Below are 25,733 nucleotides of genomic sequence, written 5' to 3'. Positions count from 1 at the left end.
GGGATAACCGGCGCTGTGGGGCAGCAGCCGTCAAGAGTGGCGGCCCGGGTTTTATCTCTAGCGGTTAAATGCGTACTTGGACGTTCTCATGACACTGAAGAAAAAACTGTTAGCTTTTGTCAGCCTTGTGGTGCTGATTGTGACCGTGACCCTCACCACTTCTACCTATCTGCGGCTGCACGCCAATATTCAAAAAGAAAGCCAAAGCCGGGTGGTTTTTATTAACGACCAAGCGGCGCTCAGAATTGAGACCTGGCTGAAAAACAAGCGCAACACCATTGCCAGTTTGGCTAAAGCCAGCCCATCGGCCACGCAGCTGCATAAAGAGTTAGGCCTCGCCGCTGACGCTGGCGGCTTTGCTGTTACCTACGCCGGCTACAGCGATGGCCAAATGAACTATAGCGACGACCAGCAATCGCCCCCCGGTTACGACCCGCGTAAACGCCCCTGGTATCAGCTTGCCGAGCAAAATGGCGCTACGTCGGTAACCGAACCCTACATTGATGCCAGCACCGGCAATTTGGTGATAACCGTTGCCACCCCAGGCCAAGACGCCACGGGCCGCAAAGGCGTTTATGGCGGTGATGTGTTTATTACCGATATCGTTAAAACGGTGCTGGACATGAACCTGGGTAAAGACGGCGCCGCCATGCTGGTTAACGGTAAAGGCCAGGTTATTGCCTATCGTGACGGCAATAGCATTCTTAAATCCTTCAACAATTTGGTTTCTGGCATTAATGCCAGCAGCTTGGGCACCCTGGCCGCAGACAAAAAACTGACCGACGTGAGCCTTGCTGGTGAGCCGAAACAGGCCAAGGTCACCAAGGTGGACGGCAGCGACTGGTATCTTATTTCCCTGGTTGACCCGGCCGAGATTTATGCCTCGTTAGACAATCTGTTGGTGCATTCGCTGGTAGCGGGCATTTCGGTGCTGGTGGTTTTTGTGTTGCTGTCGGTTATTGGTGTTACGCGGCTACTGAAACCCTTAAGCGATGTGTCAGATGCGCTTTACGATATCGCCAAAGGCGAGGGCGACCTTACCCGCCGCCTGGCGGTAAAAAGCAACGACGAAATGGGCCTTATCGCCCGTAACTTCAATACCTTTATTGAACATATCGGCCCCATCATGCAGCGTGTGGCCGATGCCGCCAAGCGCTTGGGGCAGGAATCGGCGAAAAGCCGTGGCCATGTTGAAACCGTTAACGAAGAAATTGCCCGTCAGCAAAGTGAACTCACGGCGGTGGTTAGCGCCATGCACGAACTGGCGGCTTCGGCGGTCGATGTTGCCCGCCACGCCGATGAAGTGGCTGAGATGGCCAATGGCTCCAATAGCGATTGTAAAGAAGGCATGCAGTTGGTGGTGCGTAACCGCAATTCCATTTTGTCGCTGGCCAAAGAAATTGAAAGCTCCACCGGGGTGATTAACGAACTGAGTGCCAATGCCGAGCAAATCAGTGGCATTTTAACCACCATTCAGGGGGTGGCCGAGCAAACCAATTTGCTGGCCCTTAATGCCGCCATTGAGGCGGCCAGGGCCGGTGACCAGGGCCGCGGCTTTGCGGTGGTGGCCGATGAGGTGCGGGTATTGTCGCAGCGCACCCACAATGCCACTGAAGAAATTCAAAAAATGATTGAGCAGCTGCAATCGAGTACCCAAAAAGCGGTGGTGGGTATGGATAAAAGCCAGGAACTGGCATCCAGCAGTGTTATCGATGCTGAATCGGTCAGCCACAGCTTGGAGGGCATTACCGCCTCCATTGCCCGTATCAGTGATAAGGCGGTGCAAATTGCCTCTGCGGCCGAGCAGCAAAAGCAGGTGTCGGAGGAAATTACCCGCAATACCGACCAGGTTAAGCATTCTGCCGATACCTTGTCAGATATGGCGGCGGCTTCCCGCAAAGGGGCCGGGCATATTGCCAAGGTGGCCGAGGAGCTGGATGGTGAAATGGCGCAGTTTCGTTTTTAAAAGGCGGCGCTGTTAGTCATTGCTTTCTAAATTAAATCCGGCAGGAGCAATGCCGGATTTTTGCTATTTGTGACTTGATTTGTGGTGGTTAAGGCTGTTTAAGTGAGGTTTATGTTGGGTGGTGGTTTCCAGCGCTGGACCACGTGATGACAAGGACGCTATCAGCATTTGGGAGCTGTAACTCAAGGGCGGTAGCGTGGGTGTTGGTTCTTAGAGCAATGTGTATAGGCCTCTGATTTTATTACGTTCATTTTTCTTTGCGAGTTGTTCTATATGCCGGTTTGCGCACCGGCGGGCGCGTTACTTTCTTGCTTGGCCAAGAAAGTAACCAAAGAAGGCCACCCCGGCGCTACGCTGTTGCTTTGCTCCCAGTCACTTAACGTGGTCGCTGCACACGGGCATCCTGCCCTTCTTCCGCTCACTCGGCATCCGTGCCTCGTGCCCACTCACGTTCCTTCCCGCTCAGCGCTTCGCTTAAAGGGGGCCCAAGAGCTGGAGGCTTCGTTAAGGTTTTGATTTTATAAAATTTTTGAAGTGGATGTCCTTTTTCTACCATTCCTTCACGCGAGGCGCTGTACTTAACGGGCAATAAGAGCGGTGTTAGCGGCAGGCTTTGCTTTACGCGTTTTGTCCGATGTGATGATAGCGAGTGTGCTCGCTAATAAAACTGTTATACAAGGGAGATATCCAGAATTGAGTGAAGAAGAACTGATAACAATGTATCGCCCTTGCGGTCAAAAGGAACTGGATCATGTGGCGGAGAGCGGGTTCAAAAGGTGGCCTCCAAGGCTTCCTGAACAACCCATTTTCTATCCGGTGACAAACGAGGCCTATGCCATCGAGGTCAACAAATGGAATGTATCTCAATTCGGCAAAGGGTACGTCACTAGATTTAGGGTAAGACGTGAGTTCGTCGAGAAATACCGTATTGAGCAAGTTGGTGGCAGGCACCACACAGAGTGGTGGATTCCCGCAGAGGACCTAGAAAACTTCAACGACAATATCGTTGGAGAAATTGAGATCATTTACGAGGAGCCGGCTGCATAACCAATCGTTCCAGTTCGTTCCGGCCCTATGGACCTCTACCGGACCGCCTTTCCGTTGCACTCTAATAGAAGTGGATGTCCTTTGTTTTGCCCAACTTTTGTTTCGGCAAAAGTTGGCAAAACCATCGCCCACGTTCCGCGATATCTTTGCTTCTGGTCGTTCTCGGTTCACCGGTTCATACGCGTGTCCCGACGCGTACTCACCTGCTTCGACATCCCTGTCTCAGCTGCCCCTTCACTCCCGCCAGCAAAGCGCTGCACTTAAGGGGCAAAAGAGCGGGTAGCTTCGTTGGGGGCGATTAGAAGGGGGATGCTTCTTAGTTTACTGTGTTTATATACAGTTTATCTGATGCGCCTATCTAAACAGGGCTATTGTGACAACGCGCTAGGCTCGCTTTTACTGGAACGACCAGTAATAAGTTGCTAAAAAATAATATGATTTACCTCATCCGATGTGATGATAACGAGCGCATGTCTCGCATAAAAACGAGACCGCTCGGTTTCATCGAGTCAAAGAAACTGTATGAGTAGAGAATAAATAGGGATATCAGTTGGTTAGCATAGCAAATAGCAACTGATCTGATGAGTGAAAGCGAGCGCGCTCGCTAATAAAACTGTTATGTGATTCAAGGATGTCAGTTATGAGATTAACAGTACCAGAATTAGAAATTGATGAAAGCGAAGGGTTTTCTCCAGAAAAGGATTTATTCCATCGAAAAGAATTTGGTAATCGATTATACAATTTGATAAATAATTCTAATGAGAACCTAGTTTTAGCGTTAGATGCACAATGGGGCGAAGGTAAAAGTACATTTATAAAAATGTGGTCTAGCGAAAATTATTATCATCGAGAAGTACCACTAGAAACAATTTACTTTGATGCATTTGAAAATGATTATCAAAAAGAGCCTTTTTTGGCATTAGCATCAGAAATATATGAATTATTGGAAGATAGGGAAGAAAATAAAAAACAGGAATTCAAAGAAAAAGCAGCACAGGTTTTTAAAACTTTCAGTAGGGGATTAATTAAAACAGGTATTCGTGTTGGTACAGCTGGCATTATTGATGGTACGGCTCTTGATTTAGTTGAAAAAGATTTATCAACATTGGTATCTGAGCAAGTAGATTCTGTTATCTCATCCAAGTTTGATAGTTCTAAAGCAGATAAATTGGCTTTAAAAAATTTTAAATCCTTTTTGTCTGATATCGCATTAAATCATACTGAAGGAAAACGGATCGTATTTGTTATAGATGAACTAGATCGTTGTAGACCTGATTTTGCATTAGAGCTTATAGAAAATATAAAACATTTGTTCTCTGTTCCCGGAATCACTTTTTTACTCGTAATGAATAGAAAGCAACTTGAAGAATCAGTTAAGTGTCGCTACGGGAACGGAATTGATTCAGTTACTTATTTACAAAAATTTATCAATGTTTGGTTATCTTTGCCTCGATCTTCAGGAAAATTTCAGCAAGACGATGGAGTTGAATACCTGAAAAACTCGTTTAAATTGATGATGGATGGGCGAGCAATCAGTAATGACACCGCTGCAAATATGCTTAAATTACTTGTAAAGCATATTAAGCCTTCTTTTAGAGATATTGAAAGAATTTTAACTTATTTTGCAATCATGGAAAATTCGAGAAATGAAGCCATGAGTGATTTTTATCAGGATATTATGGCACTGGTTTGTTTGATGAAAGTTCTTAACCCTAGACTGCTTGATGCTATTGTTGCAAAACGAGCTAATAGTCAAGAATTGCTTGATTTTCTGACACTTTCAGACGGATCTGACTACTCGGAAGAGTCTGGTCTTGAATATTTAGCTACTGAAATTGAATATGATTTAGCAACCGATGAGCGAAGAAAAGAAATGCAGGGTGATAAATTGATTGATATAAGATTTCGAGCGCCATGTGATGTCATCAGAACTTTTTATCAAGAACTCAATAATATTCAGCCAGTACGATAAATCACATAACAAGAGCAATCATCAGACAAATTAATCGCGTAGGCTCTTAATTTGCTGCTGTTGCAAGCGTTATGTTCACAAGGAAGGTTTAAGTTCATGAGTCACGTTCAAGGAAAAACAAAATCCGAAATATTGGATGAGATGGCAGGCACTGCTCAACCTGGCTCGCGAATCCATGAGCAACAAAAAGCAGGAATAATTGTTCGAAGCACTGAAGATATTCAAGTCGCATTAGAGATGCAAACTAATGCAACTCGCAAAGTTAATAATGCGCTTGAGCAGCTAAATTCCAGAATGGAAAGTTTAGAAAATACTTTTAAAGAATCTTCAAAGTCTTCTAGCAAAGTTGCTTTTGCGCTGAACTTGTTAACTGGCGCCCTAGTTTTAGTAGGAATCGCCCAAGTTGTCATTGTTTACATCAAGTAAACATAACAAAGCAAGTCAGCATCGCACCTTCGGTGCAGGACTCGCTAACTCTCGCCGCTGCTTGCGGCGTTAAGGCTAAAAATGAACTTGGACGAAGAGTACGTTCATTATCAAGAGTCAATTACGAGCTTGAATCGCGCTTGGAGAACTCTCTGTGAACTTGAGAGCACTCCTCCAGGCAGTGCCATTTGGAGTGCCGCATATAGAATGGTGATTGTGGAATATTGCAAACCATTCACTATTTCTCAAATAAATATAAGTGAGCGATACAAGTTACCATTGCCTAGTGTCACGGATAAGTGTGAAAAATTTCATAGTAGATTACTCGAATTGAGAAATCAGGTTATGGCACACTCAGATTTGGGAGTGCTGGATGCAAAAGTTTACTACGAACAATCTGCTGAATTTCGAGCTCCGGTTATAGTTCAGAATAATATAGATAATTGTCCAAGTGTCAGTGATATCAAGAATCAAGTAGAGGCAGTATTGGATGCCTTGTACCAACAAGAGACTGTATATGAAAGTCTTTTTAGCCAGCGGCCTTAACAAGCCGCACCAAACTCGTTCCGGCCATAGGGGCCTCCACTGGACCGCTAAAACGCTGCTCTTTTTTATCGGCCTTTGTGCGGAGCGTTATAACGCAGGGAAGCATATGGAAAAACAAGACTTATCCAAAATGGGGGCGGCTCATGTTTCAATTGAGGAATTTGAGGGCGAGCCTTGTATTTATAAAGGAGAGGCATCTGATGTTGAACTTAATTTTTATCAGTTTGCAGCAGAGGCATTAGATGGTGTAAATACTCCCAAACTACTTAATATTAGTGGCAATAACTTAGTTATTGAGTACATTCCCCATAGTATTACGCTCGATGGTCTACACGCTAATAAAAGTACTTTTGAGCAATTAGCGTTCATTCATAATTCGGAGTTCCAGCCACAGTTTCCAGTAAAGAACCACGCTTGGGATTCACGCTCTACTGAACTTGCATTGAGTAGATTAAACTTGCCTGAGGTAACCCAAGATTCTATAAGAACTATTCAGCATTTATCATTCGAATTATTCGACTTTAAAGGACTAATATCGGGCGATAGCAATGAGGGGAACTGGGGGACTAGAGATAATGGCGAACTTGTTTTGTTTGACTGGGAGCGGTTTGGTTTTGGTAGTCCTGCAATTGATTTGGCTCCTTTGGTTAGAGGTTTAGGAACAAGCCGTGATTATGAGTCAATAGTAGAAAAATACGTCCAATACTCTTCCAAGTTGTCCCAAGAAAAACTGCAAAGACATTTGATTCTTGCGATAGTTTGGCTAGTTGTCGAAGTCACTAATATCTTGACGCGTCGAGGTAAATCATCAGCCTCTATGTACTTCAATTGGTTTAGAGAAAATGTTCCTAGTTGGCTGATTTCGGTGGAAAAAACGTTATAACAAAGCGTTCAAGAGGGACTTGGACCTCACCCGCTTTATCGGACACTGGACTTCACCCGCTTTAACGGACACGCATCACTAACTCACTGAGAGGAAGTCGATACCAGCGATCCTAGTATTCATGATGGACGCTCCTTCAGATGAGTGGTTTACATCCTCATTGTGGCGCTTTGACGCCGAACGGAGGGGCGTCCATCACATCATCCATCTTCTGAGTATTAAAAAGTGTAGAAGTGGATGTCATTTGTCTTCCTTTTCTGCCTCTGCTAGCGGCGTATGTACTTTAAGGATATTTATGAAATCATGGAATGAATTGACAAATTTTCAGCGTGCCATTATTGGCATATCACTGGTTATCGGCGCAGCTATTCTCCCGGAGATCGCGTTTCTCCTTAATCTTGGTGGTATGGAAGTAGCGTTTGCGCTTATCTTCGCTAGTCTTACACCTTTCATTGCTTCGGCTTCTGGAAAACTAGCTTCTATAAAAAATGCTGGCATTTTGGCGTATGCTGCATATCAGCGAAGCGTATCGGCTAAACCATCGGTATTTGCGTTGCAGGCTTCATTTTGTGCAATTGCTTTTGTGCTGACCGGTTCTGGTATCATGGCTATTACTTTCTTTATGCCCGGCATGGTATTAAACGGGATCTTGGCGTAGGCGTGCATAACAAACCAAGGCAGTGGGACTATTTCTCGCTGCGCTCAAAATAGCTCCTTACTACGGCGTTATTTTTGGGGTGCCGTGAATGTAACGAATTGAATATGGAGGGTGAAAATTATGATTGATGTCCTATCGTTGGTTTACATAGGGTTTGCATTTTTTATCGTGGCAGTTTCACCGGGGCCCGCAAACATATCCAACGCCACAATAGCAATGAGCAAAGGCAGAAAAGTAAGCCTTGTTTATGGTGCGGGCCTTTCGATGGGGCTTTTATTATGGGGTATCGTCGCAGCGAGTGGGTTGGGAGTCATTTTACAAGGCTCGGTCTATCTACTTATGTTCCTCAAATTAGCCGGAGGAATATATCTTTTATGGTTGGCTTATCTTTCGTTTAAGTCGTCTTTTAAATCAACGTCGGCAAAATCTAAAAATGATTGTAAAGCGATTGGGTATTCCAAGTGGTTTCTTCGAGGCTTTGTTCTGAATTCATCCAATCCTAAGACTGTGATTGCATGGATGGCTGCGTTGTCTGTTGGCACTGGTGCTAGTAGTGACGCGATTTCACTAGTTGCTGCGGTGCTTACATGCATGTTGGTGGGTTTTTTCGTTAATGTAATGTATTCATTATTGTTTTCAATTAATGGCGTCATGAATGGTTATCAAAAAATCGCTCATTGGGTGGATCGGTTTGCATCTGGTCTGTTCACAGTAGCTGGATTAGGGCTAATTCGGTCAGCATTTAATAGAAATCCAATGCAAAACTAACAAGCGGCTGTGGCGTTCTGTTAATTCATAAAGGGCGTTGTTTCCTAAATCCTGAATAACACAATAACACGGGACACCCACTTATATATTTCAATAAAATCAAAACCCTAACGAAGTCAGCCGCTGTTGGGGCCCCTTTAAGTGCAGCGCCGAACTGACGGAAGAGGGAGCTGGCTTGAGGCAAGGATGCCGAAAGAGCGGAAGACGCGTCTGGAACGCGTGTGCAGCGGTCAGCGGCAAACGACCAGAAGGTCGGACACCGCGTAACGCCGGGGTGGCTTTCTTTGGTGACTTTCTTGGCCAAGCAAGAAAGTTACGCGCCTGCCGGTGCGCGAACCGGCATTTAAACGAAGGAAAAATAAAAGGGACATCCATCTTCTGAGTATTAAAAAAGTGTAGAAGTGGATGTCCTTTTTTTGCTAGATGATAGCGTTATTTGTAAAGAAGAAAAATCAAGATGAATCAACGCTCAGAAGGCGTAAAAAGGCTCGTGACAGTATTATCAATTTTGTTTGTCATATCCTGGGTGTTGCTTGTATTGTTTTCATCCGATGGCTTTTCTCGCATGCATCGTAGTGGAGACTGGTTAACGTTCATTGCTGGTATCCCGATTGCTTTTTTAATCCCGCCTTTAGTCCCGAAGGCAATTTATTGGGTGAAAGATGGTTTTAATCAACATAAAGGTAGGTAGCAAATAAAAATAACACGGGACGCCCATTTTCTGAGTAACTCAAAAGCCAGTTTTCGAATTGCTTCGACAGTGGTGTATTCGTCAGCCTTTTAGGGTGTTTGCTTTACGCTGATAGCGTATTTGCCATTAGAAACGCAATTTAGAGGCGAGCGAGACTATCAGTGAGCCGACTGCGGGTCGTCGGTGGGGGCCTTGGTACAGGCAATAGCGAAATAGAACCCTTCCTTAAGACGTTAAAGGCCAAACTGATACACGGCACTCACTGCTGCTTGGTGGCGTCACTTCGCCAACAGCTGGCCATTTCATCCCGTATGTTCACAATAAGGCGCGGCTGCGCAGTAGCTTCGATTGCGTATCGCCGATACAGTAACAGCTGGCCGTTTAACAATAACTGCGTGTTCGCTGTATTGGATAAACATCATGACCACACCAGCATCTGTAAGCGGGGCTGAAGTACCATTTCGCTGCACTCTGGCCTCGGTTGGCAACGTTATACGCTTGGGAGAAGGCATTGAATAAAATTAACATTAGTGAAAAGTTCGGGCTGTTTTCAGAGCAATGGACGCCAAAAATACTAGCCGAATCAAATGGTCAATTAGTCAAGATTGCTAAAGGTACAGGTGAACTTGTTTGGCATGCACATGCTAACGAAGATGAATTATTTATCGTGTTCAAAGGTCAACTGACCTTGCAGTTAAGAAGTGGAAATATTGTATTAAATGCCGGGGAAATGTACGTGGTTCCTAAAGGTGTTGAACATTGCCCCAAAGCAGAGCCTGATACCCATTTTATGATGGTTGAACCTTCATCGACCGCTCATACCGGCGAACTTCAAAGTGAAGTAACGGTGGCGGCAGACAAGCAAGAATGGATTTAGCCAAATAACACGAGACACCGTTGGCCGAGCAACTGCCTCGGCCGCGAGGGACTTATTGGCGTTGTGATGAATATTGAGATAGGCAAAAGCCAGGCCTTGGTTGGTGCGGCGCAGCGTATTCGCCAGCAGGTATTTGTATACGAGCAAGGGATACCGCCAGCGTTAGACCGTGATGGTTTAGACGCCATTGCGCATCACGTGTTGGTTACCGACCACAATCAAGCGGTGGCAACGGCGCGCTTGGTTATTGGTGATAACGGGCATGGTGTTATTGCCCGGGTGGCGGTTGTACCGTCTTAGCGGGGAAAAGGGGTTGCCAAACAAATGATGGCGGCGCTATTGGCCCACGCCCGGCAGTTGGCGGCGGTGTCGGTAGAGCTTCATGCGCACCAATACCTTAAAGACTATTACCAGGCTTTTGGTTTTCGCTATGTGCGCGATGTTGAAGTGGTGGGTGGCCATCAACTGATAGAAATGCAAATGACTTTCGGTAGTTAAGGAGCCGATATGCCCTATTGGCTGCGCAAGGCAACCGATGCCGACCTTACTTTTTTACTGGCGCTTCGCGACCTCACCATGAAGCCCTACCTGCTGCAATTAGGCATGGCGACCAGCAAAGACGCTTATTTGCGCCGTATTCGCTATGGCTTTGACAGCGCCCAAATTGTTATGGTCGGCGACAGGCCGGTTGGGCTTTTTAAGGCGCGCTTTGAGGCGGCGGATAATCACTACCAGCTGATACAAATTCAGCTGCATCCGGACATGCAAAACCGCCAAATTGCCAGCCGCCTGATCATGTCCCTAAAAGATGAGGCCCGCCGCAAAGGTGCGGCGATAGTGCTGAGCGTGCTTAAAAATAACCCTGCGAAAGCGCTTTATGCCCGGCTGGGTTTTGTGGTGCTGTCTGACGATGAGCATGAATATGTAATGCAGTGCCAGCCTTAAAACAAGCCAAGGTAAACGTATGAAGCCTTTTATTAATCTTGATGAACTCACCAATTATGAAACCACTGACAAGGGGCCTTTTGGTGAACGTTACGCCGCCGTTAGTGGCCACATCGGTGCGCAGAAGCTTGGTTACAGCGTCACCATACTGGCGCCCAATAAAAGGGTGTGCCCCTTTCATAGCCACCGCGCCAGTGAAGAGATGTTCCTGATTTTGGAAGGCGAGGGTACGTTGCGTTTTGGCGATAAAAGCTACCCCATAAAAAAGCACGACATCATTGCTTGCCCGCCCGGTGGCCCGGAAGTGGCGCATCAAATCATCAATACCAGTCAACAGGACTTAAAATACCTGAGCCTTAGCACCCATGAAGCCGTTGATGTGTGTGAATACCCGGACTCGCAGAAAGTAAAAACCATGGTGGGTAAGCGCGGTAAGCGCGATTTCGAGCAAATGGTCAGGGCAGGTGAGAATTTGGATTACTACGACGGCGAGCTGTAAGGCGCCGGTTTACAGTGGTTTAAAGAGCCTAAGCCCGCCAGGGCTTAGGCTCTTTTGCTATTAAAGCTCGATATTAGAAAGCTGCTCTACCGCATCAATAACCTGCCGCGAGCCTGCTTCAATGTCGGCAATGGCGCCTTTTGTGGCTTCAATGTGTTCACTGACCTCCGTCAATATCGGCAACCCTTCACTGATGGTTTGCACCGCTTTTTTGGTGGACTGGTCGTTGTCCGAGAACACTTTCATTATCTCGGAAGTCGAACGGGAGGTGCGGGAGGCAAGCTCCCGTACTTCATCGGCCACCACCGCAAAGCCGCGGCCTTGCTCGCCGGCTCTGGCCGCTTCAATGGCGGCATTAAGGGCCAGCAAGTTGGTTTGGTCGGCAATGGCACTGATGGTGCTCACCATTTGGCTCAGCGATGACGCTTGCTGTTCAAGACCGGTAATTTCATCTGAGGCTTTGGTCATCTGGCGGGTCAAGTTTTCCAGGGCCCGCACCGTGTTGTCCATGAGTTGCTTACTTTTAAGCGAATGCTTGCCGGTTTCGATAGACATGGCCGATGCCAGCTTGGCGGCCTGTTGAACTTGGTGTTCTTGTTCAACTTGCTGGGTAATGTTGGTGGCAAACTTAACGATTTTATAGAGCTTGCCCTGCTTGTCGAACACCGGATTGTAGGAGGCCTCTAACCAAACGGCGCGGCCAAATTTGTCCAGCCTTTTATAGCGGTCGCTAAAAAAGCGGCCTTCGTTAAGCTTTTGCCAAAAATGCTTGTAGTCGGAGCTGTCGGTGTAGGCCTTTTCGCAAAAAATACGGTGGTGCTTACCTTTAATTTCTTTCAGGTCATAACCCACTGCCTGCAAGAACAATTTATTGGCTGTTAAAATTTCCCCGCTTGGCTTGAACTCGATGCTGGCCATCGACCTATCCAGGGCATTTAACAAGTCTTCGTTTTGTTTTGAGGTTTCAATGGTGCGGGTGAGGTTGCTGCCAAAAATATCAATTTTCTTGCATTGGCCTTTGGCGTCGGTTACCGGCTGTAAAATGACCCGCACCCAAGCCACACTGCTGCCCGAGGCCAATTCAACGGCACCGGCCCAGTGCTTTAACTGGCCAATGGCCTGGGTCAGTTCGCGGTAATGGTTGGTGCTTCGTACATCGCTAGGCACGCAGTCGGTAAATTTTTTACCAATGTAGTGCGTGGGGGCATGGGAAAGCTCTTTTTCTACCAGCGAGTTGATAGAGGTTATGACCCCTTTGCCATCGAGCTCCCAGTGCAGCATTTCCGTGCTCAGACTATCAAACACCTGCTTGAATTCTGATAACTGTGCCAGTGCTGCCTCGTGTTCTTTTCGCAGTGCTTTATTAAACATGGTCATCACTTCATTAATTGGCCAATGCGTGTTGGCACGGGGCTAGAAGGGCACCTTTTTGGCAGATAAAATGCGCAAAGCCAAAGGTGAGTGATTTTTAATTGCGTAGGCCGTTAAGAATAGCCCAATCAACAATGGTGTCATTAAGCTGATGAGCTGGCAGTGAATAGCGCCACAAACACCGGCTAACTTGCCAAGATACTAAAGCTGCTGGCGCGCACCGTCGTTATATAGCCATATCACCAAGCCGTTTGCGAAACGGCCGTCCTTGCAAGCGTTTATTTTTCAGCGTGTTTTCTGTATCGGCAGTGGCCCGAGCAGCTTTAATAACCAAGGCAAACTGCCCACAGCATTGCCTGATAGCGTTTACCCCCATGGCTGTTTTTAAGGCGATTAAATGAGCCCAACATGTTATGCGGCGCTGCTGTTAGCGCTAACAGTGAGCCCCGTTTTTGCCAATGATGGCGACCAAGCCAAGAGCAATGCGATAAGCCAAGAGCAATGCCACGATAAAGCCATTTTTCGCCGGCTGTTTTCGCTGTCGGCGTCAAAAGAGTACCAGGCGGCGCAGCTTGAATACCTTGCTGCAATGAATGCAAATGCGCTTATCCAGTGCCCGAAAACCTTCCTTACCGTCCTTAAAAGTAGCGATGTGGTAACCCAACAAGCGGTGCTCAATAATTTAGGGGCGCAGCACCCGCCGCAAGATATTGCGCGTGCAATAAAGCCGCTTACCCATACCCCGCAACTGGCCGACTTTATTCACCGCCATTTCGCCGCTTATTTGGCTGAGTAATGCTTAACCACATTGGATTTTTACTCGCTAGCGCCTTTTGGCCAAGGCACTCTGGTTAAAACCATTGAGGGGGCAACACCAACCGTTCGCTTCGCTCAGGGAAAGCTTGACGCGAATTAAAAAACAAAGGCGCCAGAATGTGTATAATCCGCCCCCAGCTAAAAGTGGTCCCTGGAAAACAGTAGGATTTTTTTAAATGGTCAAAGATAACTCATTGTGTGACATCGGCTTTATCGGCTTGGGTGTTATGGGCAAAAACCTGACCCTGAACCTGGCTGATAACGGTTATAAAGTGGCTTGTTTCGATCTCGACCAAGCCAAGGTTGATGCCATTATTGAACAAGACAATGAGGAAAGAGGCGAGCAGGCTCCCCGTGTTGTTGCCTGCCGATCGTACACCGAATTACTGAGTAAGCTGGCGCAGCCACGGATCATCATGCTGTCGGTACCGGCCGGTGAACCGGTTGACCATGTTTGCCGCCACCTGATTAATGCCGGTATTGGTGCTGACGACATTATCGTTGATACCGGTAATAGCCTGTGGACCGACTCTTTAGAGCGTGAAGCCACTTATAAAGGCAAGTTTATTTTCTTCTCTACCGCTGTTTCCGGTGGTGAAGTGGGGGCGCGGTTTGGGCCATCGTTGATGCCGTCTGGCGACCCCTATGCTTGGAGCCGCATTGCCAATGTCCTAAAAGACATTGCCGCCAAAGTGGACCCAAAAACCGGCAAACCCATTGAATCTTCTACGCCCGGTAAACCGGTGAAAGAAGGTGAGCCCTGCGCTACTTACATTGGCCCTGTGGGCGCTGGCCACTACGTAAAAATGGTGCATAACGGAATTGAATATGCCGACATGCAGCTTATTTGCGAAGCCTACAATGTGATGCGCGAAGGCTTGGGGTTGGCGCCAAAAGCCATTGCCGGTATTTTCCGCCAGTGGAACCAGGGGCTACTTAATAGCTACCTGATGGAGATCAGTGCCGAAGTGCTGGACATGGACGATGGCGAAACCGGCCAGCCGCTGGTGGACGTTATTCTCGACCGTGCCGGCCAAAAAGGCACCGGCCTTTGGACGGCGGTAGGCGCGCTGCAAGTGGGCAGCCCGGCGCAAACCATTACCCAAGCGGTTTTTGCCCGCAGTATTTCCAGCCTGAAAAGCGAACGGGTTGCCGCCTCAAAGGTACTCAAAGGCCCGGCGCCAGCTGCGGTCAGCGAGCAAGAAAAAGCCGCTGCCATTGAAGCGCTGCACGACGCCCTGTATTGCTCAAAAATGTGTGCCTATGCCCAGGGTTTCCAACTGATGGCGATGGCGTCAAAAGAGCAGGGCTGGAAGCTCGACTTTGCCGGTATTGCCAAGATTTGGCGGGCAGGCTGCATTATTCGCGCGTCTTTCTTGCAGTCGATAACCGAGGCTTACGAACAAACCGAAGACTTGGCCAACCTGCTGCTGGCGCCGTATTTTGCCGAGCAAATTGCCCAGTACCAAGGTAACTGGCGCCGCGCTATTGCCAATGCCACCTTGATGGGCATTCCTTGCGGTGGTTTTTCATCGGCCCTTAACTATTACGACTCGTACCGCAGTGAAACCCTGCCGGCGAATTTGCTGCAGGGCCAGCGCGATTATTTTGGTGCCCACACCTATGAGCGTACCGATAAGCCCCAAGGCAAAAAATTCCATACCGAATGGAGCCAGCCCGGCCGCCCGCAAGTGCAGGTTAAATAAGCCTTATTAAAGAAAAAGCGCGGCTTGGGCCGCGCTTTTTTTATGCCTGTAAACCGCTATTAATCGTCAGAGGGGCCATCGGTAACGCGCATGGCCACCATCGCCAGCACAAAGTAGGCAAAGGTCAGGGCAATGGCGCTAACAAAGTAGTCTTGCTGCATGGTCGGTAGCAATGACGGCTCCGGCGCGCTTACCAGCAGCCTAAAGGCCAGCACCACCATAAACACCAACACGCCACCGGCGCCAACCAGTAATACCTTGGCTATACGAGCGGTATGCAGCTGCGATGGATCTTCGTCGCTGTCGTCATCCAGGCCTTCTGCTAAGCGATTTTTCTCAAAATCAATCAGTAGCTGTTCGCGCTGGGCCTGGCGGGTTTCATCGGCCGGCCAGGAATCACGAGCGCCCATAAAGTTGGCCAGCAGCGGGTAAATAACCAGCGCCAACAGATATTCCGGCACAAAGATGAAATAAAAGCTCAACGCGCCGGTTAGCATCACCACCACGGCAAACACCAGGGCCAAGGCCCAGGCCAGAAGGGCCGCGTAGTTTAAGCGCTGGCCAAGATAGCGAGACCAGTAACGGGTAAGCCCCAACTTGGGCAGCAGGTAATGTTCGGCAATGGTAATGGCGCCAACCGGGCACAATAAAATCGCGCCATACACCGTTAGCGGCATCACCGATTGCGCCACAAAGGGAAAACAAGCGGCGATGGAGATAACAACGCCAACAATGGCCGTTACCTTGGCGCGAGACTTTGACGGCATTAACTTGCTGCCCGCTAAACCGGCGCGGTAAAGACAGGCGTTAGCGGTTGTCCAACCGGCGCAAATCACCGCGCCAAGGCCTACATAACCCAAGGTGGCAAACGCTACATCGGCAGAATCCAAATGGGTTAAGGATTTACCCACTAATACCGCGGCACCGGCGCCCATTAGGCCGGCACAGATCCAGCCAATGTAGTGGCCAAGGAACATACCGATACCGGAGAAAACGCCGTACCATTTACGGTGAGCAAAGCGGAAGGTGGCCATATCAATCAGCCCCAGGTGCACCATGGCGCCGTTGGCCCAGGCAAAGGCCGCAACCTCCCAGGTAGAGATCCCGGGTTTACCCTCGGGGGTGGTGCCGGTCCAAATGGTTTGGTGGGCCACATCGATAAAGCCTGCAAAGCTGTGAATACCGGTGCTACCCCCCACATGATGGGCAAGGGTAGGCAGGGCAATAGCGGCGCCGCAGATAAAGCAGGTTAGCATCCAGGGCGAGCAAATCGTTGCAAAGTTGGCCATGGACTCGAACCCCCTGGCCGCAACAATCACCACCACAGCGGCAAGCACCAAGGTCACCAGGACAAAGGCGAATGAGGTGGGGTAGGGGGCTAATTGCACTGGCAGGTGCAAGGCAAAACGCACCGAATAGGCTGACACCGTGATCATGGCGGCGGCCAGGGCGCCGTAGAACAGCAAAATAGCGCTGTTATAGATTTTACTGAAATAGGGGCCGGTAATCTGTTCAAGGTAGCTAAACAGCGAGCGGCGAGTTTCAACGGCAATGGGCGTGGTCACCAGCACCCAACTGGCCACCGCCAATAAGTTACCAATCAACAGGCCCAGCAGCAGTTCTTTGGTACCGACGCCCATGGTGACGAAAGTCACACCAATCACAAATTCGGTAGCAGCGATGTGCTCGCCGCCAAAAAGACCCGCAAAGTAACGCCAACCTCTAACATGGTGCGCTGCCGGGGGAATGTGGCGAAGGTTACGGCGGCCTTTGGCGCCGTTATTCGCTGCTGGGGTGGATGTCTGTTGTTGTTGTGTCATCTACTAGGCTCCCAAAAATACGGTAACAAGCAAAATGGGCTTATCAAATATAGGGGATATCGTTGGATGTTAGCGGCGAATTTTATCGCTTTTAAATTCTGTGCTGGGGTAAAACGATAGCGTCAATATCTGACTGCGAGCTTTGAAACAAACGGGGTTAATACGACTTGGTATCCAAGTATGTTCAGCTTGGGGGTGGTAAATTGAAGATTCTCCTTGGTGAATAAAATAGCGGTTTATTAATTTGATACCTGAATTTTAGCGCCCTGACAAGTCGCGGTGTTTTTCACTAACGAAGAATGCAATAGATGTTTTAATCAAAACAGGATGTTTTTTTGGAAAATTCCCAGGCAAGGAAAGAAGAGATTGTCGCCGCGGTCAAGCGGTTGTCTAGCGCCGTTATTAGCCATGATCAGGCGCAGGCCAATATGGCTGAAATTATTGAGTTAACGTCACCGTTACCCTTAAATCAATTTGATTATTGGGAGCGCCTCATTCGCGATAACTTTCACCCTGAAGCCAGCCATGGCTACCGCCACACGCGGCCGCTTACCTGGTTAGATGTGATTAGCGCTAACGGCTTTTGGCGCCAGCAGGCACTAGAGCAACTGACCGGCGCCGCCCCTAACGCCTTTTTCTTTTGTTTGGCGCTCAGAAGGCTCAACGATTGGGTGCCCAATGTCAGAGCGGCCGCCCGCGATGCCTTGCCGGTGCTGGCCGAGAGCATGCCAGAACAAGAGGTGGTAAAAGCACTGATGGCGGTCTTTTCCAGCTGGACTTCTTGGGGCCGAATTAAGGCGCAAGACAAGCAGGTTTTGCTAGAAATGACCGCAAAACCCAATATTATCAGTTGTTTGGTTGAGCAGCTTATGGCATCTGCCGCCGGGCCAATGCCCCTGCTATTGATGCAGCTTGGCCGCCTTAGCGCCATCGACGGTTACCTGGCAAAAATTGCCGAAAGGGCGGTGCAACCGGCGGTGCGCGCCAAGGCGTATCGCAGCTTGTTCGCCCAGGAAGTTACCTGGCTTGATGGGCGACAATGGGTCTGGACCGACAAAGCCTATTGTCTTGGCAGACTAGAAGCGGTGGTTGCCAGCAGGGCGATAAGCGTGTCGCTGCCATTTACCCTGTTATTGGCTAAAGCAGCGGATGACCCCTCATCAAAAGTCCGCCGCGTTGGCGCAGAATTTTTAATTCGGCAGCTAAGCGATATAAAATCACAAGCGGTTCAATACGCGAAACGCTTTGCTGAAGATAAAGCCGAGGCTGTTGCCGAGCGTGGGCGTTTTGCTTTAAAAGAATTGGCGAATACTGACTTGGCGTAAATAAATACCAAGAGTGTTTTATTTTGATTTATAGCCCGGTAACGGCTAGTTGTGTTTAATAAAAAAGGCACCTCGCGGTGCCTTTTTTAATTGTATGATTTTTATTTGGCAGAGCCGGGGTGTGGGCGCGGATAGGTTTTATTAATATCCAGCTTTTTCGCGTAAGGGCTATTCCATAACTGGCGCGCCATTTCGCCGATGCGTTTGGCCATTTTCGGGTCTTGCATCACCACTTCCAGGTTACGGGAGTTATCCATGTAACCGCCTTCCCAGTTGCTGGTGCCAACCCAGGCAATTTTGTCGTCGATGTCCATGGCTTTGGTGTGGATCACCCGTGCATAGGGAATAAAGCCTTCTTTTGCCTCGGGAATGCTAACAATCTTGATTTCAACGTTAGGCAGCACTTCCAAGCTTTTTAGGTAGCTTATCTCCGGCTCTTTGGTATTCCAGTCTGCCACCAGCATTTTGACTTTAACGCCGCGCTGGGCGGTAGCACGAATGGCATCGTCAATGACTGCATAGTAAGGGCGAATACCCGGCGCGTAAGACAGCGGCGCATATTCCATTACCTGTACCAGCACTTCCTTTTTGGCCTTGGCCAGCAGTTTTGGCAGTTCAGTTTCAGAATCACCAACGCCGGGCGGGTTATAGGCATTGGGGCTGGCGACCAGATAACTGGTTTGTGACTCGTCGGCATGCACTACCTGGTGGTTTAGTACCGGTACTTTTTTACCTTCAGCAATCAGCTGCTGGGCGTGCCAGTCAACATTGAAAATGGCCTGCATTTGCTTGGCCACCTTGGTGTCGGTGACTCTAAGGCCTGCTTCATGGATCTCTTTTAAGGAGCGCCAGTCAAAGTTCTGGCTGCCAACGTAGGCTTCCTTACCATCTACCACAAAGTATTTGGCGTGGATAATGCCGCCGCCCACTTTGCTGTAGTCAATGAGTTTGAAGGTGAGGTTAGGAATGGCTTTGAGTTTGGCAACGGTGGCCTTTTCAGAAATGCCAAGGCCATGCTTGTCGAGCAGGAAACGAATTTTCACCCCGCGATCGCTGGCCGCTTTGAGGTGGTTAATGACGGTTTCCAGTGGCTCGCCGGGTTTGCCGGACACATAAAACTGGGCGATATCGATGGTTTTTTTTGCGCTATCGAACAGCTGGCACCAAACCTCGGTTGGCCCACGCAGATCAGGGGTGGCAAGGTCGGTTTCTACCGGTACGGTGTGAACGAGTTCAAAGCCGGGAATAGAAAACTCGGCATGGGCACTGAGGCTTAAAAAGGCCAGTGCCAGAAAAGACTTACGCATGAAAATTTCCAAAACAGCCAAAAGCGTTACTTTATCACCACCAAGTGACAGCGCCATGATGCAGAGCGCCCGTTAGCGACTTTTTGCCGCATCTTTGAGAGCGGTCAACATCATTTCCCGCATTTTGAATTTCTGCACCTTACCGGTCACCGTCATCGGGTAGTTTTCAACAAAGTGAAAGTGCTGGGGAATTTTAAAGTGGGCCAGCAGCGGTTTGGCAAAGCTTATCAGGGTGTCGGCATCGAGCTGTTGGCCGCGTTTTACCTGGACCCAGGCGCAGACGGTTTCGCCGAAGCGCTCATCGGGAATGCCAAACACCTGTACATCTTGCACCGCCGGGTGCTGGTAAAAACACGCTTCCACTTCACGCGGATAGATGTTTTCACCGCCGCGGATGATCATGTCTTTTAATCGGCCCACCACTTCAACGTAACCGTCGTTGTCCATTACGCCCAGATCCCCCGAATGCAGCCAACCATAGTTGTCGATGGTGTCGTTGGTTTTTTCCGGATCGTCCCAGTAACCCAGCATTACCGCATAGCCGCGGTTACAGATCTCCCCCTTTCTCCCCGTGGCACGGTGCGGCCCATGTAATCAACGATTTTGACTTCCTGGTGGGCACTGGCGCGGCCAACGCTGGTAATGCGTTTACTGACCGGGTCGTCGCGGCGGGTAATGTGGTTAATGGGCTGGACTCGGTTTGCCCGTAGCCAATGAGAATTTCTGGCAGATGCAGCGGCCCCATCACTTTTTTCATCAAGGTTTCCGGGCAGCTTGAGCCTGCCATCACGCCGGTACGCAGGCTAGAAATGTCATAGTCGGCAAACTGGGGATCTTCGAGCAGGGCGATAAACATGGTGGGCACGCCATGGAGCGCGGTGCATTTTTCTTCCGCTACTGCTTGCAAGGTAGCGCTGGCGATAAAAGACTCACTGGGTAGCACCGCGGCGGCGCCCCTTACCACACACAGTAAACTGCCCAGCACCATACCAAAGCAATGATACAGCGGCACCGGAATACAGAGTTTGTCCTGGCCGCCCAGCCCCATGGCATCGCCAACCTGGGCGGCGTTGTTGAGAATATTAAAATGCGACAGTGTTGCCCCTTTCGGGCTACCGGTGGTGCCGGAGGTAAATTGAATATTAATTGGGTCGCCGGGGCTAAGCTCCAGGGTGTCCAGCTGGGCACGCTCTCCGGCACTAAAGTCGGTCATTAGCCAGTCAAAAGCCAGATAACCGGCGTTGGCCTTGCCAAGGGTGATAACGTGGCGAAGGTGCGGTAAGGCTTTGGCTTTTAACGCTTTACCCGAGGTGGTACGGCGCAGCTCTGGGGCAAGCTCATCGAGCATGGCAAGGTAATTGTTGCTGCGAAAGCCTTCTGCGCAAACCAGTGCTTTGCATTGGGCTTTATTGAGGGCGTAAGCCAGTTCGAGCTTTTGGTAGTTGGGATTGATACACACCATGATCGCCCCCAGCCGCGCCGTGGCAAACTGTACCAATAGCCATTGGTAACAATTGGGTGCCCAAATGCCGACACGGTCACCTTTTTCAATACCCAGGCGATACAAGCCAACTGCTAAGCGGTCTACTTGTTCCAGAAGCTGGCGGTAGTTCCAACGGATGTCTTGATGCCGCACCACCACCGCCAAACGGTTAGGGTGGGCCTTTGCCTTCTCCTTGAGGCAGTCACCAATGGTTTGAAACAACAGCGGTGGCTGAGATGCGCCTTTAAAAAGACTGTCCAAGGGGGCGGCCATCAAGAATGAACTCCGTTTAGGGCGATGACGAAGATTTAGCATGGTGGCCGAAAAGCTACCTTTATCCTTTTGTCTAATGGGGTTGGTGTTTTTGTGAAGGTGTGAGGTTATGGACAACTTTCCTGCCAAGGCGCTCATGCTAGAGCGCCTTAAAAATGGCGACTTGCATCAGCGCCGTAAAGTGGCGAAGCAGGCCGAAGCTTGGGCCACGGCTACCGGCAATGTAATGCTGGCAGGTAAGGCTAAAGGCTTTCGAAAACGCACCAACGCCAGCCGTGACCAGCAGGTGCGCCGCCATTGGCAAAAGCTATTGCATCTGGCCGAGCTGCCGTTAACACCCGAGCCTAACGTCAGTGTCAGCGGCTTATATAAGGCCCTCGAGGGCGCTGCCGTGCCGACGGTGGATGCACTGCTCAGCTGCTATTGCCAGCATCGGCAGTGGGCCAAACGGCACTATAAAAAAGCCTTTGCTTGCCGCCACCCCAAGCCCCGGGCGCTACACCAGCTTCGTAAACACCTGAAAATTATGGAAGCCCTGGCAACCTGGCTTAATGCCAGTGACACCCAAAACCTGCTCAAAAAACTGGGGGATCTGCTGGGTGACGACCACGACTTGAGCCTGATTAAACACCCCCTTGCCAAAACCCGGCGCCGGGCGGGCCACAACACCCTTTATAAAGCGCTTAAGGGCTTTTTTAAGGCGACGTAATGCCAAAAAACCGCCTAATGGTTAAAACACGGGTTAAAGCGCCAGTTATCAATGGCCATTTCGTATTTTAATGGCAGCTAAGCAGCAAGCCGTAAAAGCGGCGAAACCGCCGCTCGGGCGTAGCCCAAGACCGCTGGCCACGAAGCACTTGTTTAAACACAAAGGGATTGAAAAGATGGCGAAAACCCAGAGGAGAACATCCATGAAAACCTTGCTGAGCAGCCTGCTTTTAGCGGGGGCGTCGGCCAGCGCGCAAGCGGCTGATGATAAGCCAATTGCTATTGCCATCCATGGCGGTGCTGGCACCATTACCCGCGCCAGCTTAACGCCAGAGCAGGAAAAGGCCTACCACGCCAAACTGCAAGAAGCGCTGGATGCAGGCTATGCCGTGCTGGAAAAGGGCGGCCGCAGCCTTGATGCGGTGCAGGCGGCCATTATGGTCATGGAAAACTCCGAGCTGTTTAACGCCGGTAAAGGAGCCGTTTATAACTTTGACGGCGAACATGAACTGGATGCGTCCATCATGGACGGCAAAACCCTCAATGCCGGGGCTGTGGCCGGGGTCAAAACTGTTAAGCATCCGATAACAGCGGCCTACAAGGTGATGGTGGATAGCCCACACGTGATGCTGTCAGGGGAGGGCGCAGACGCCTTTGCCAAAGCCGAAGGTTTAGAGCTGGTGGATAACCATTATTTTGATACCGAGTCGCGTAAAAAGGCATTGGAAAAAGCCAAGCAAGACATTGCCGAAAAGGGCGGTTATCAAGCCCGCGATTATCTGGAAGGGGATTATAAGTACGGCACCGTTGGCGCTGTGGCCCTGGACAGCAGCGGTAACTTGGCGGCGGCCACCTCGACCGGCGGTATGACTGCCAAACGTTATGGCCGCATTGGCGACTCGCCGATCATTGGCGCTGGCACCTACGCCGAAAATGGCGTTTGCGCGGTCTCGTCCACCGGCCACGGCGAATACTTTATTCGCCTCAACATTGCCGCGGATATATGTGCGCGGGTGCGCTATCAGGGCAAAGACATTAAGACCGCCGCCGATGAGGTGATCCACGGCCGCTTGGCGCAACTGGGTGGCACCGGTGGGGTGATCGTAATGGGCGCCGATGGTAGCATCAGCCAGCCTTTTAATACCGAAGGCATGTACCGGGGCTATAAAACCCGGACCGAAGAGAAAACCCTGATTTACGGGAACCCCTAAGTGCAACTGGTGCTGCCGCTTTTTCAGCAGATGAGTGTGTATCTGCTGATCGTTTATGTGTTTTCTAAAACCCCGCTGTTTCGGCCGCTGGCCAGCTTGTCGAGCTGGCCTATCCATAAGCTGATGGTGTATGCCATTTTCTCGGGTTTTTGCATCATGGGCACCTATTTTGGCCAGCAAACCCTGGGGGCGGTGGCCAATACCCGTGCTATTGGTGCGATTTTAGGTGGCTTGTTGGGCGGGCCCTTCGTGGGCATTGCCGTCGGGCTTACCGGCGGTTTGCACCGCTTTTCCATGGGCGGGTTTACCGATGTGGCTTGCGCTATTTCTACCACCTGGGAAGGCTTTCTAGGCGGCCTTATACATGCCTTTTGGCAGCGCTGCGGGCAAACCGAGCGTATTTTTAACCCTTGGCAGGCGTTCTTTTTGGGGCTCTTTGCCGAAGGTTGCCAAATGGCCATTATTCTTATCGTGGCCCACCCCTTTGATAAAGCCAAAGCGCTGGTAGAGGTGATAGCGCTGCCGATGATGCTGGCCAATGCCACCGGCGCGGCATTATTTATGAGCTTTATTCGCGACGCCAAGTTTCGCGCCGAAGAACTGGCTGCCACCATTTCCGACCGGGCGTTACGTATTGCCAGGCGCTGCGTTGGCGTGTTGGAGCAAGGCTTTAACGCCAAGTCGGCCAATACCATTGCTGAGATAGTTAAAGACGAAACCGGGGTGGCGGCGGTGGCCATTACCGACCGGGAACACATTCTGGCCTTTACCGGTATGGGCGCAGACCATCACAAGGTCGGCCGGCCAATATCGTCATCCATTACCTTGGATGCCATCCGTTTTAACCGGGTGGTATTTGCCGATGGCTTATCGACGCCTTATCGCTGCTCTATTCGCGCTGACTGCGAATTGGGCTCGTCACTGGTGGTACCGCTCAAAGGCGAAAAAGAGGTGGTGGGCACCATTAAGCTTTACGAACCCAAGCGCAAGCTGTTTCGAAACCTCAACCGCAGTCTCGGGGTAGGGATAGCGGGGGTTTTATCCAACCAGTTATTGCACGACCAATTACAAGCCAACCGGGCCTTGCTGGCAGAAGCCGAACTTAGGGCACTGGAGGCCAAGGTCAACCCGCATTTCCTTTTTAATAGCCTTAATACGGTGGCGGCGGTGCTGCGCCGCGATGCCAAAAAGGCCCGTGAGCTGATTGTGCATTTGGCCGGCTTTTTGCGCGGTAACCTTGGCCGCCACAGTGTCACCGTTACCCTGGCTGAAGAGTTTGCGCACATCGACCACTACCTGGCCATTGAAAAGGTGCGCTTTGGTGACCGGCTTAGTTACAGCGCCGAACTGGCGGTAGACCTTGAAGGTGAAAAGGTGCCAGCACTTGCGGTGCAAACACTGGTAGAGAACGCCATTAAGCATGGCATTAGCCAGGCCGAGGAGGGCGGTAGTGTCAAATTGGTCGCCGAGCTTGTCGGCCGAGAGGTGCGAATTTTCATTGAAGACAGCGCCGCCAGAGCGCCGGTGAAGAACGACGGCCTTGGCTTAACACTGGTGCGTGAGCGCTTTGCCGCCTTGGGGGTATCCTGTACACTTCAGCTCCACCACGAACCGGGGCAATACACCCGGGCAGAACTGAGTTGGCCAAAAGGGGTGTTGCCATGATCCGGGCATTGTTAGTCGATGACGAACCGCTGGCGCGTGAAGAGCTGGCCGCACTGTTAGAAGAAGTGGGTGGTGTGAAGGTTGTTGGCGAAGCGGGCAATGGTAAAGATGGCCTGTTAAAAGCCCGCGAGTTGGCCCCTGATGTGGTGTTTTTAGATGTGGACATGCCCGGGCTTTCGGGGGTGGAAGTCTCCAGTTTACTGCCTGAGCCGCGTCCGGCCTTGGTGTTTGTGACCGCCCACCAGCAATATGCGCTGGACGCCTTTGACGAAGCCGCCCTTGATTACCTGCTCAAACCCGTTGACCCGGAACGGCTCACCAAAACCATCAAACGCTTGGATAATGTTATTCAGGCGCAAAGTGATGACAGCCCCCTTGAGCGGCTTGCCTGTTATCAAGGCAGTACGGTGCGGCTGGTGGCGCCGAAAGACATCGATTGTGCCTATGTTGATTTGACCGGTACCCAAGTGGTGTCGCAAGGGGAATTGCTGCACTGCCAACTGCCCCTTAAAACCCTTGAAGCCAGGTTGCCGCTACTGCGAGTGCATCGCCAGTACCTGGTTAACCCCGACGCCATTAAAGCTATTGCCATTAAAGACAGCGGCGCCGAAATTGAAACCCACTTTGCCACCAAGGTGCCCGTGTCTCGCCGTTACTTGAAGCTGTTAAAAGAAAAATACCTGTTGCCAATTTAACCGTGACCACTCAGCTTCCGTTTACGACCGCTCAGGAATATTAAAGGTGACGTAAGCGTCAACGGAATATAGGTT

Annotated in this window: 25 protein-coding genes; 20 read left to right on the top strand and 5 right to left on the bottom strand. The window is 50.1% G+C overall.

Going from position 1 to position 25,733, the window contains the following annotated elements; all coding sequences use genetic code 11:
• The first annotated feature begins 88 nt into the window (after positions 1–88).
• The 13 genes from DW350_RS11120 (at position 89) to DW350_RS11065 (ending at position 11,278) form a co-directional block, all read left to right on the top strand.
• Positions 89–1,966, top strand: coding sequence for a methyl-accepting chemotaxis protein (locus DW350_RS11120; protein ID WP_115718936.1), 1,878 nt, complete (start codon positions 89–91; stop codon positions 1,964–1,966).
• A 693-nt stretch (positions 1,967–2,659) separates the two neighbouring features.
• Positions 2,660–3,013: a hypothetical protein gene (locus DW350_RS11115; RefSeq protein ID WP_336406940.1), complete on the top strand. Its 354-nt coding sequence runs from the start codon at positions 2,660–2,662 to the stop codon at positions 3,011–3,013.
• Positions 3,014–3,653: 640 nt separating this feature from the next.
• Complete coding sequence (locus tag DW350_RS11110) at positions 3,654–4,985, top strand: KAP family P-loop NTPase fold protein (protein WP_192954655.1); 1,332 nt, start codon at positions 3,654–3,656, stop codon at positions 4,983–4,985.
• Positions 4,986–5,081: 96 nt separating this feature from the next.
• Entirely contained in the window at positions 5,082–5,411 is a 330-nt protein-coding gene (locus DW350_RS11105; protein ID WP_115718934.1) for a hypothetical protein, read from the top strand.
• Between the two features lie 81 nt (positions 5,412–5,492).
• Complete coding sequence (locus DW350_RS11100) at positions 5,493–5,957, top strand: hypothetical protein (RefSeq protein ID WP_115718933.1); 465 nt, start codon at positions 5,493–5,495, stop codon at positions 5,955–5,957.
• Complete coding sequence (locus DW350_RS11095; protein WP_336406939.1) at positions 5,929–6,840, top strand: phosphotransferase family protein; 912 nt, start codon at positions 5,929–5,931, stop codon at positions 6,838–6,840. Before DW350_RS11100 ends, DW350_RS11095 begins: the two co-directional genes overlap by 29 nt.
• Before the next feature lie 295 nt (positions 6,841–7,135).
• Complete coding sequence (locus DW350_RS11090) at positions 7,136–7,498, top strand: hypothetical protein (RefSeq protein WP_115718932.1); 363 nt, start codon at positions 7,136–7,138, stop codon at positions 7,496–7,498.
• Between the two features lie 120 nt (positions 7,499–7,618).
• Positions 7,619–8,266, top strand: a complete 648-nt coding sequence (locus tag DW350_RS11085) for a LysE family translocator (protein ID WP_115718931.1) — start codon at positions 7,619–7,621, stop codon at positions 8,264–8,266.
• Between the two features lie 1,202 nt (positions 8,267–9,468).
• A complete protein-coding gene (locus tag DW350_RS11080) occupies positions 9,469–9,834 on the top strand; it encodes a cupin domain-containing protein (RefSeq protein ID WP_115718930.1) in 366 nt (121 codons plus the stop codon).
• Positions 9,835–9,900: 66 nt separating this feature from the next.
• Positions 9,901–10,134, top strand: coding sequence for a GNAT family N-acetyltransferase (locus tag DW350_RS19825; RefSeq protein ID WP_336406938.1), 234 nt, complete (start codon positions 9,901–9,903; stop codon positions 10,132–10,134).
• A 24-nt stretch (positions 10,135–10,158) separates the two neighbouring features.
• Positions 10,159–10,332 carry a GNAT family N-acetyltransferase gene (locus DW350_RS19820; RefSeq protein ID WP_336406937.1) on the top strand — a complete coding sequence of 58 codons (174 nt, stop codon included), beginning with the start codon at positions 10,159–10,161 and terminating at the stop codon, positions 10,330–10,332.
• 9 nt (positions 10,333–10,341) lie between these two features.
• Positions 10,342–10,779: a GNAT family N-acetyltransferase gene (locus DW350_RS11070; RefSeq protein ID WP_115718929.1), complete on the top strand. Its 438-nt coding sequence runs from the start codon at positions 10,342–10,344 to the stop codon at positions 10,777–10,779.
• A gap of 19 nt (positions 10,780–10,798) precedes the next feature.
• Positions 10,799–11,278: a cupin domain-containing protein gene (locus DW350_RS11065; RefSeq protein ID WP_115718928.1), complete on the top strand. Its 480-nt coding sequence runs from the start codon at positions 10,799–10,801 to the stop codon at positions 11,276–11,278.
• A gap of 60 nt (positions 11,279–11,338) precedes the next feature.
• On the opposite strand, the gene DW350_RS11060 is transcribed toward DW350_RS11065, so the two are convergent.
• Positions 11,339–12,649: a methyl-accepting chemotaxis protein gene (locus tag DW350_RS11060; protein WP_115720620.1), complete on the bottom strand. Its 1,311-nt coding sequence runs from the start codon at positions 12,647–12,649 to the stop codon at positions 11,339–11,341.
• Positions 12,650–13,046: 397 nt separating this feature from the next.
• On the opposite strand from DW350_RS11060, the gene DW350_RS11055 reads away from it, so the two are divergent.
• Both DW350_RS11055 and gnd read left to right on the top strand, forming a co-directional pair.
• Positions 13,047–13,445, top strand: coding sequence for a hypothetical protein (locus DW350_RS11055; RefSeq protein WP_115718927.1), 399 nt, complete (start codon positions 13,047–13,049; stop codon positions 13,443–13,445).
• 196 nt (positions 13,446–13,641) lie between these two features.
• The gene (gene gnd / locus DW350_RS11050) at positions 13,642–15,171 is read left to right on the top strand and encodes an NADP-dependent phosphogluconate dehydrogenase (RefSeq protein ID WP_115718926.1); all 1,530 of its coding nucleotides are present in this window, start codon (positions 13,642–13,644) and stop codon (positions 15,169–15,171) included.
• A gap of 59 nt (positions 15,172–15,230) precedes the next feature.
• On the opposite strand, the gene DW350_RS11045 is transcribed toward gnd, so the two are convergent.
• On the bottom strand, positions 15,231–16,991 hold the full coding sequence (locus DW350_RS11045; protein ID WP_115718925.1) for a purine-cytosine permease family protein: 1,761 nt from the start codon (positions 16,989–16,991) through the stop codon (positions 15,231–15,233).
• A gap of 335 nt (positions 16,992–17,326) precedes the next feature.
• Here DW350_RS11045 and DW350_RS11040 point away from each other — a divergent pair, with 335 nt between their 5' ends.
• A complete protein-coding gene (locus DW350_RS11040; protein WP_115718924.1) occupies positions 17,327–18,316 on the top strand; it encodes a hypothetical protein in 990 nt (329 codons plus the stop codon).
• A 101-nt stretch (positions 18,317–18,417) separates the two neighbouring features.
• Here DW350_RS11040 and DW350_RS11035 read toward each other — a convergent pair whose 3' ends face one another.
• From DW350_RS11035 to DW350_RS11030, 3 genes are all read right to left on the bottom strand, one after another.
• A complete protein-coding gene (locus DW350_RS11035) occupies positions 18,418–19,623 on the bottom strand; it encodes a phospholipase D-like domain-containing protein (protein ID WP_115720619.1) in 1,206 nt (401 codons plus the stop codon).
• 72 nt (positions 19,624–19,695) lie between these two features.
• Positions 19,696–20,154 carry an AMP-binding enzyme gene (locus DW350_RS19815; protein WP_336406936.1) on the bottom strand — a complete coding sequence of 153 codons (459 nt, stop codon included), beginning with the start codon at positions 20,152–20,154 and terminating at the stop codon, positions 19,696–19,698.
• Positions 20,155–20,170: 16 nt separating this feature from the next.
• The gene (locus tag DW350_RS11030) at positions 20,171–21,379 is read right to left on the bottom strand and encodes an AMP-binding protein (RefSeq protein WP_336406935.1); all 1,209 of its coding nucleotides are present in this window, start codon (positions 21,377–21,379) and stop codon (positions 20,171–20,173) included.
• A 109-nt stretch (positions 21,380–21,488) separates the two neighbouring features.
• Here DW350_RS11030 and DW350_RS11025 point away from each other — a divergent pair, with 109 nt between their 5' ends.
• The 4 genes from DW350_RS11025 (at position 21,489) to btsR (ending at position 25,658) form a co-directional block, all read left to right on the top strand.
• Positions 21,489–22,088 carry a hypothetical protein gene (locus DW350_RS11025; RefSeq protein ID WP_115718923.1) on the top strand — a complete coding sequence of 200 codons (600 nt, stop codon included), beginning with the start codon at positions 21,489–21,491 and terminating at the stop codon, positions 22,086–22,088.
• Positions 22,089–22,290: 202 nt separating this feature from the next.
• Positions 22,291–23,298 carry an isoaspartyl peptidase/L-asparaginase family protein gene (locus tag DW350_RS11020; protein WP_115718922.1) on the top strand — a complete coding sequence of 336 codons (1,008 nt, stop codon included), beginning with the start codon at positions 22,291–22,293 and terminating at the stop codon, positions 23,296–23,298.
• Positions 23,299–24,963, top strand: a complete 1,665-nt coding sequence (locus DW350_RS11015) for a sensor histidine kinase (RefSeq protein WP_115718921.1) — start codon at positions 23,299–23,301, stop codon at positions 24,961–24,963.
• Positions 24,960–25,658: a two-component system response regulator BtsR gene (gene btsR / locus DW350_RS11010; RefSeq protein WP_115718920.1), complete on the top strand. Its 699-nt coding sequence runs from the start codon at positions 24,960–24,962 to the stop codon at positions 25,656–25,658. Before DW350_RS11015 ends, btsR begins: the two co-directional genes overlap by 4 nt.
• Positions 25,659–25,733: the final 75 nt, after the last annotated feature.

The organism is Gallaecimonas mangrovi (assembly GCF_003367375.1).
Classification (GTDB): Bacteria; Pseudomonadota; Gammaproteobacteria; order Enterobacterales; family Gallaecimonadaceae; genus Gallaecimonas; species Gallaecimonas mangrovi.
Note: the sequence above shows the minus strand (reverse complement) of the source record. Positions and strands in the feature narration are given on the sequence as shown.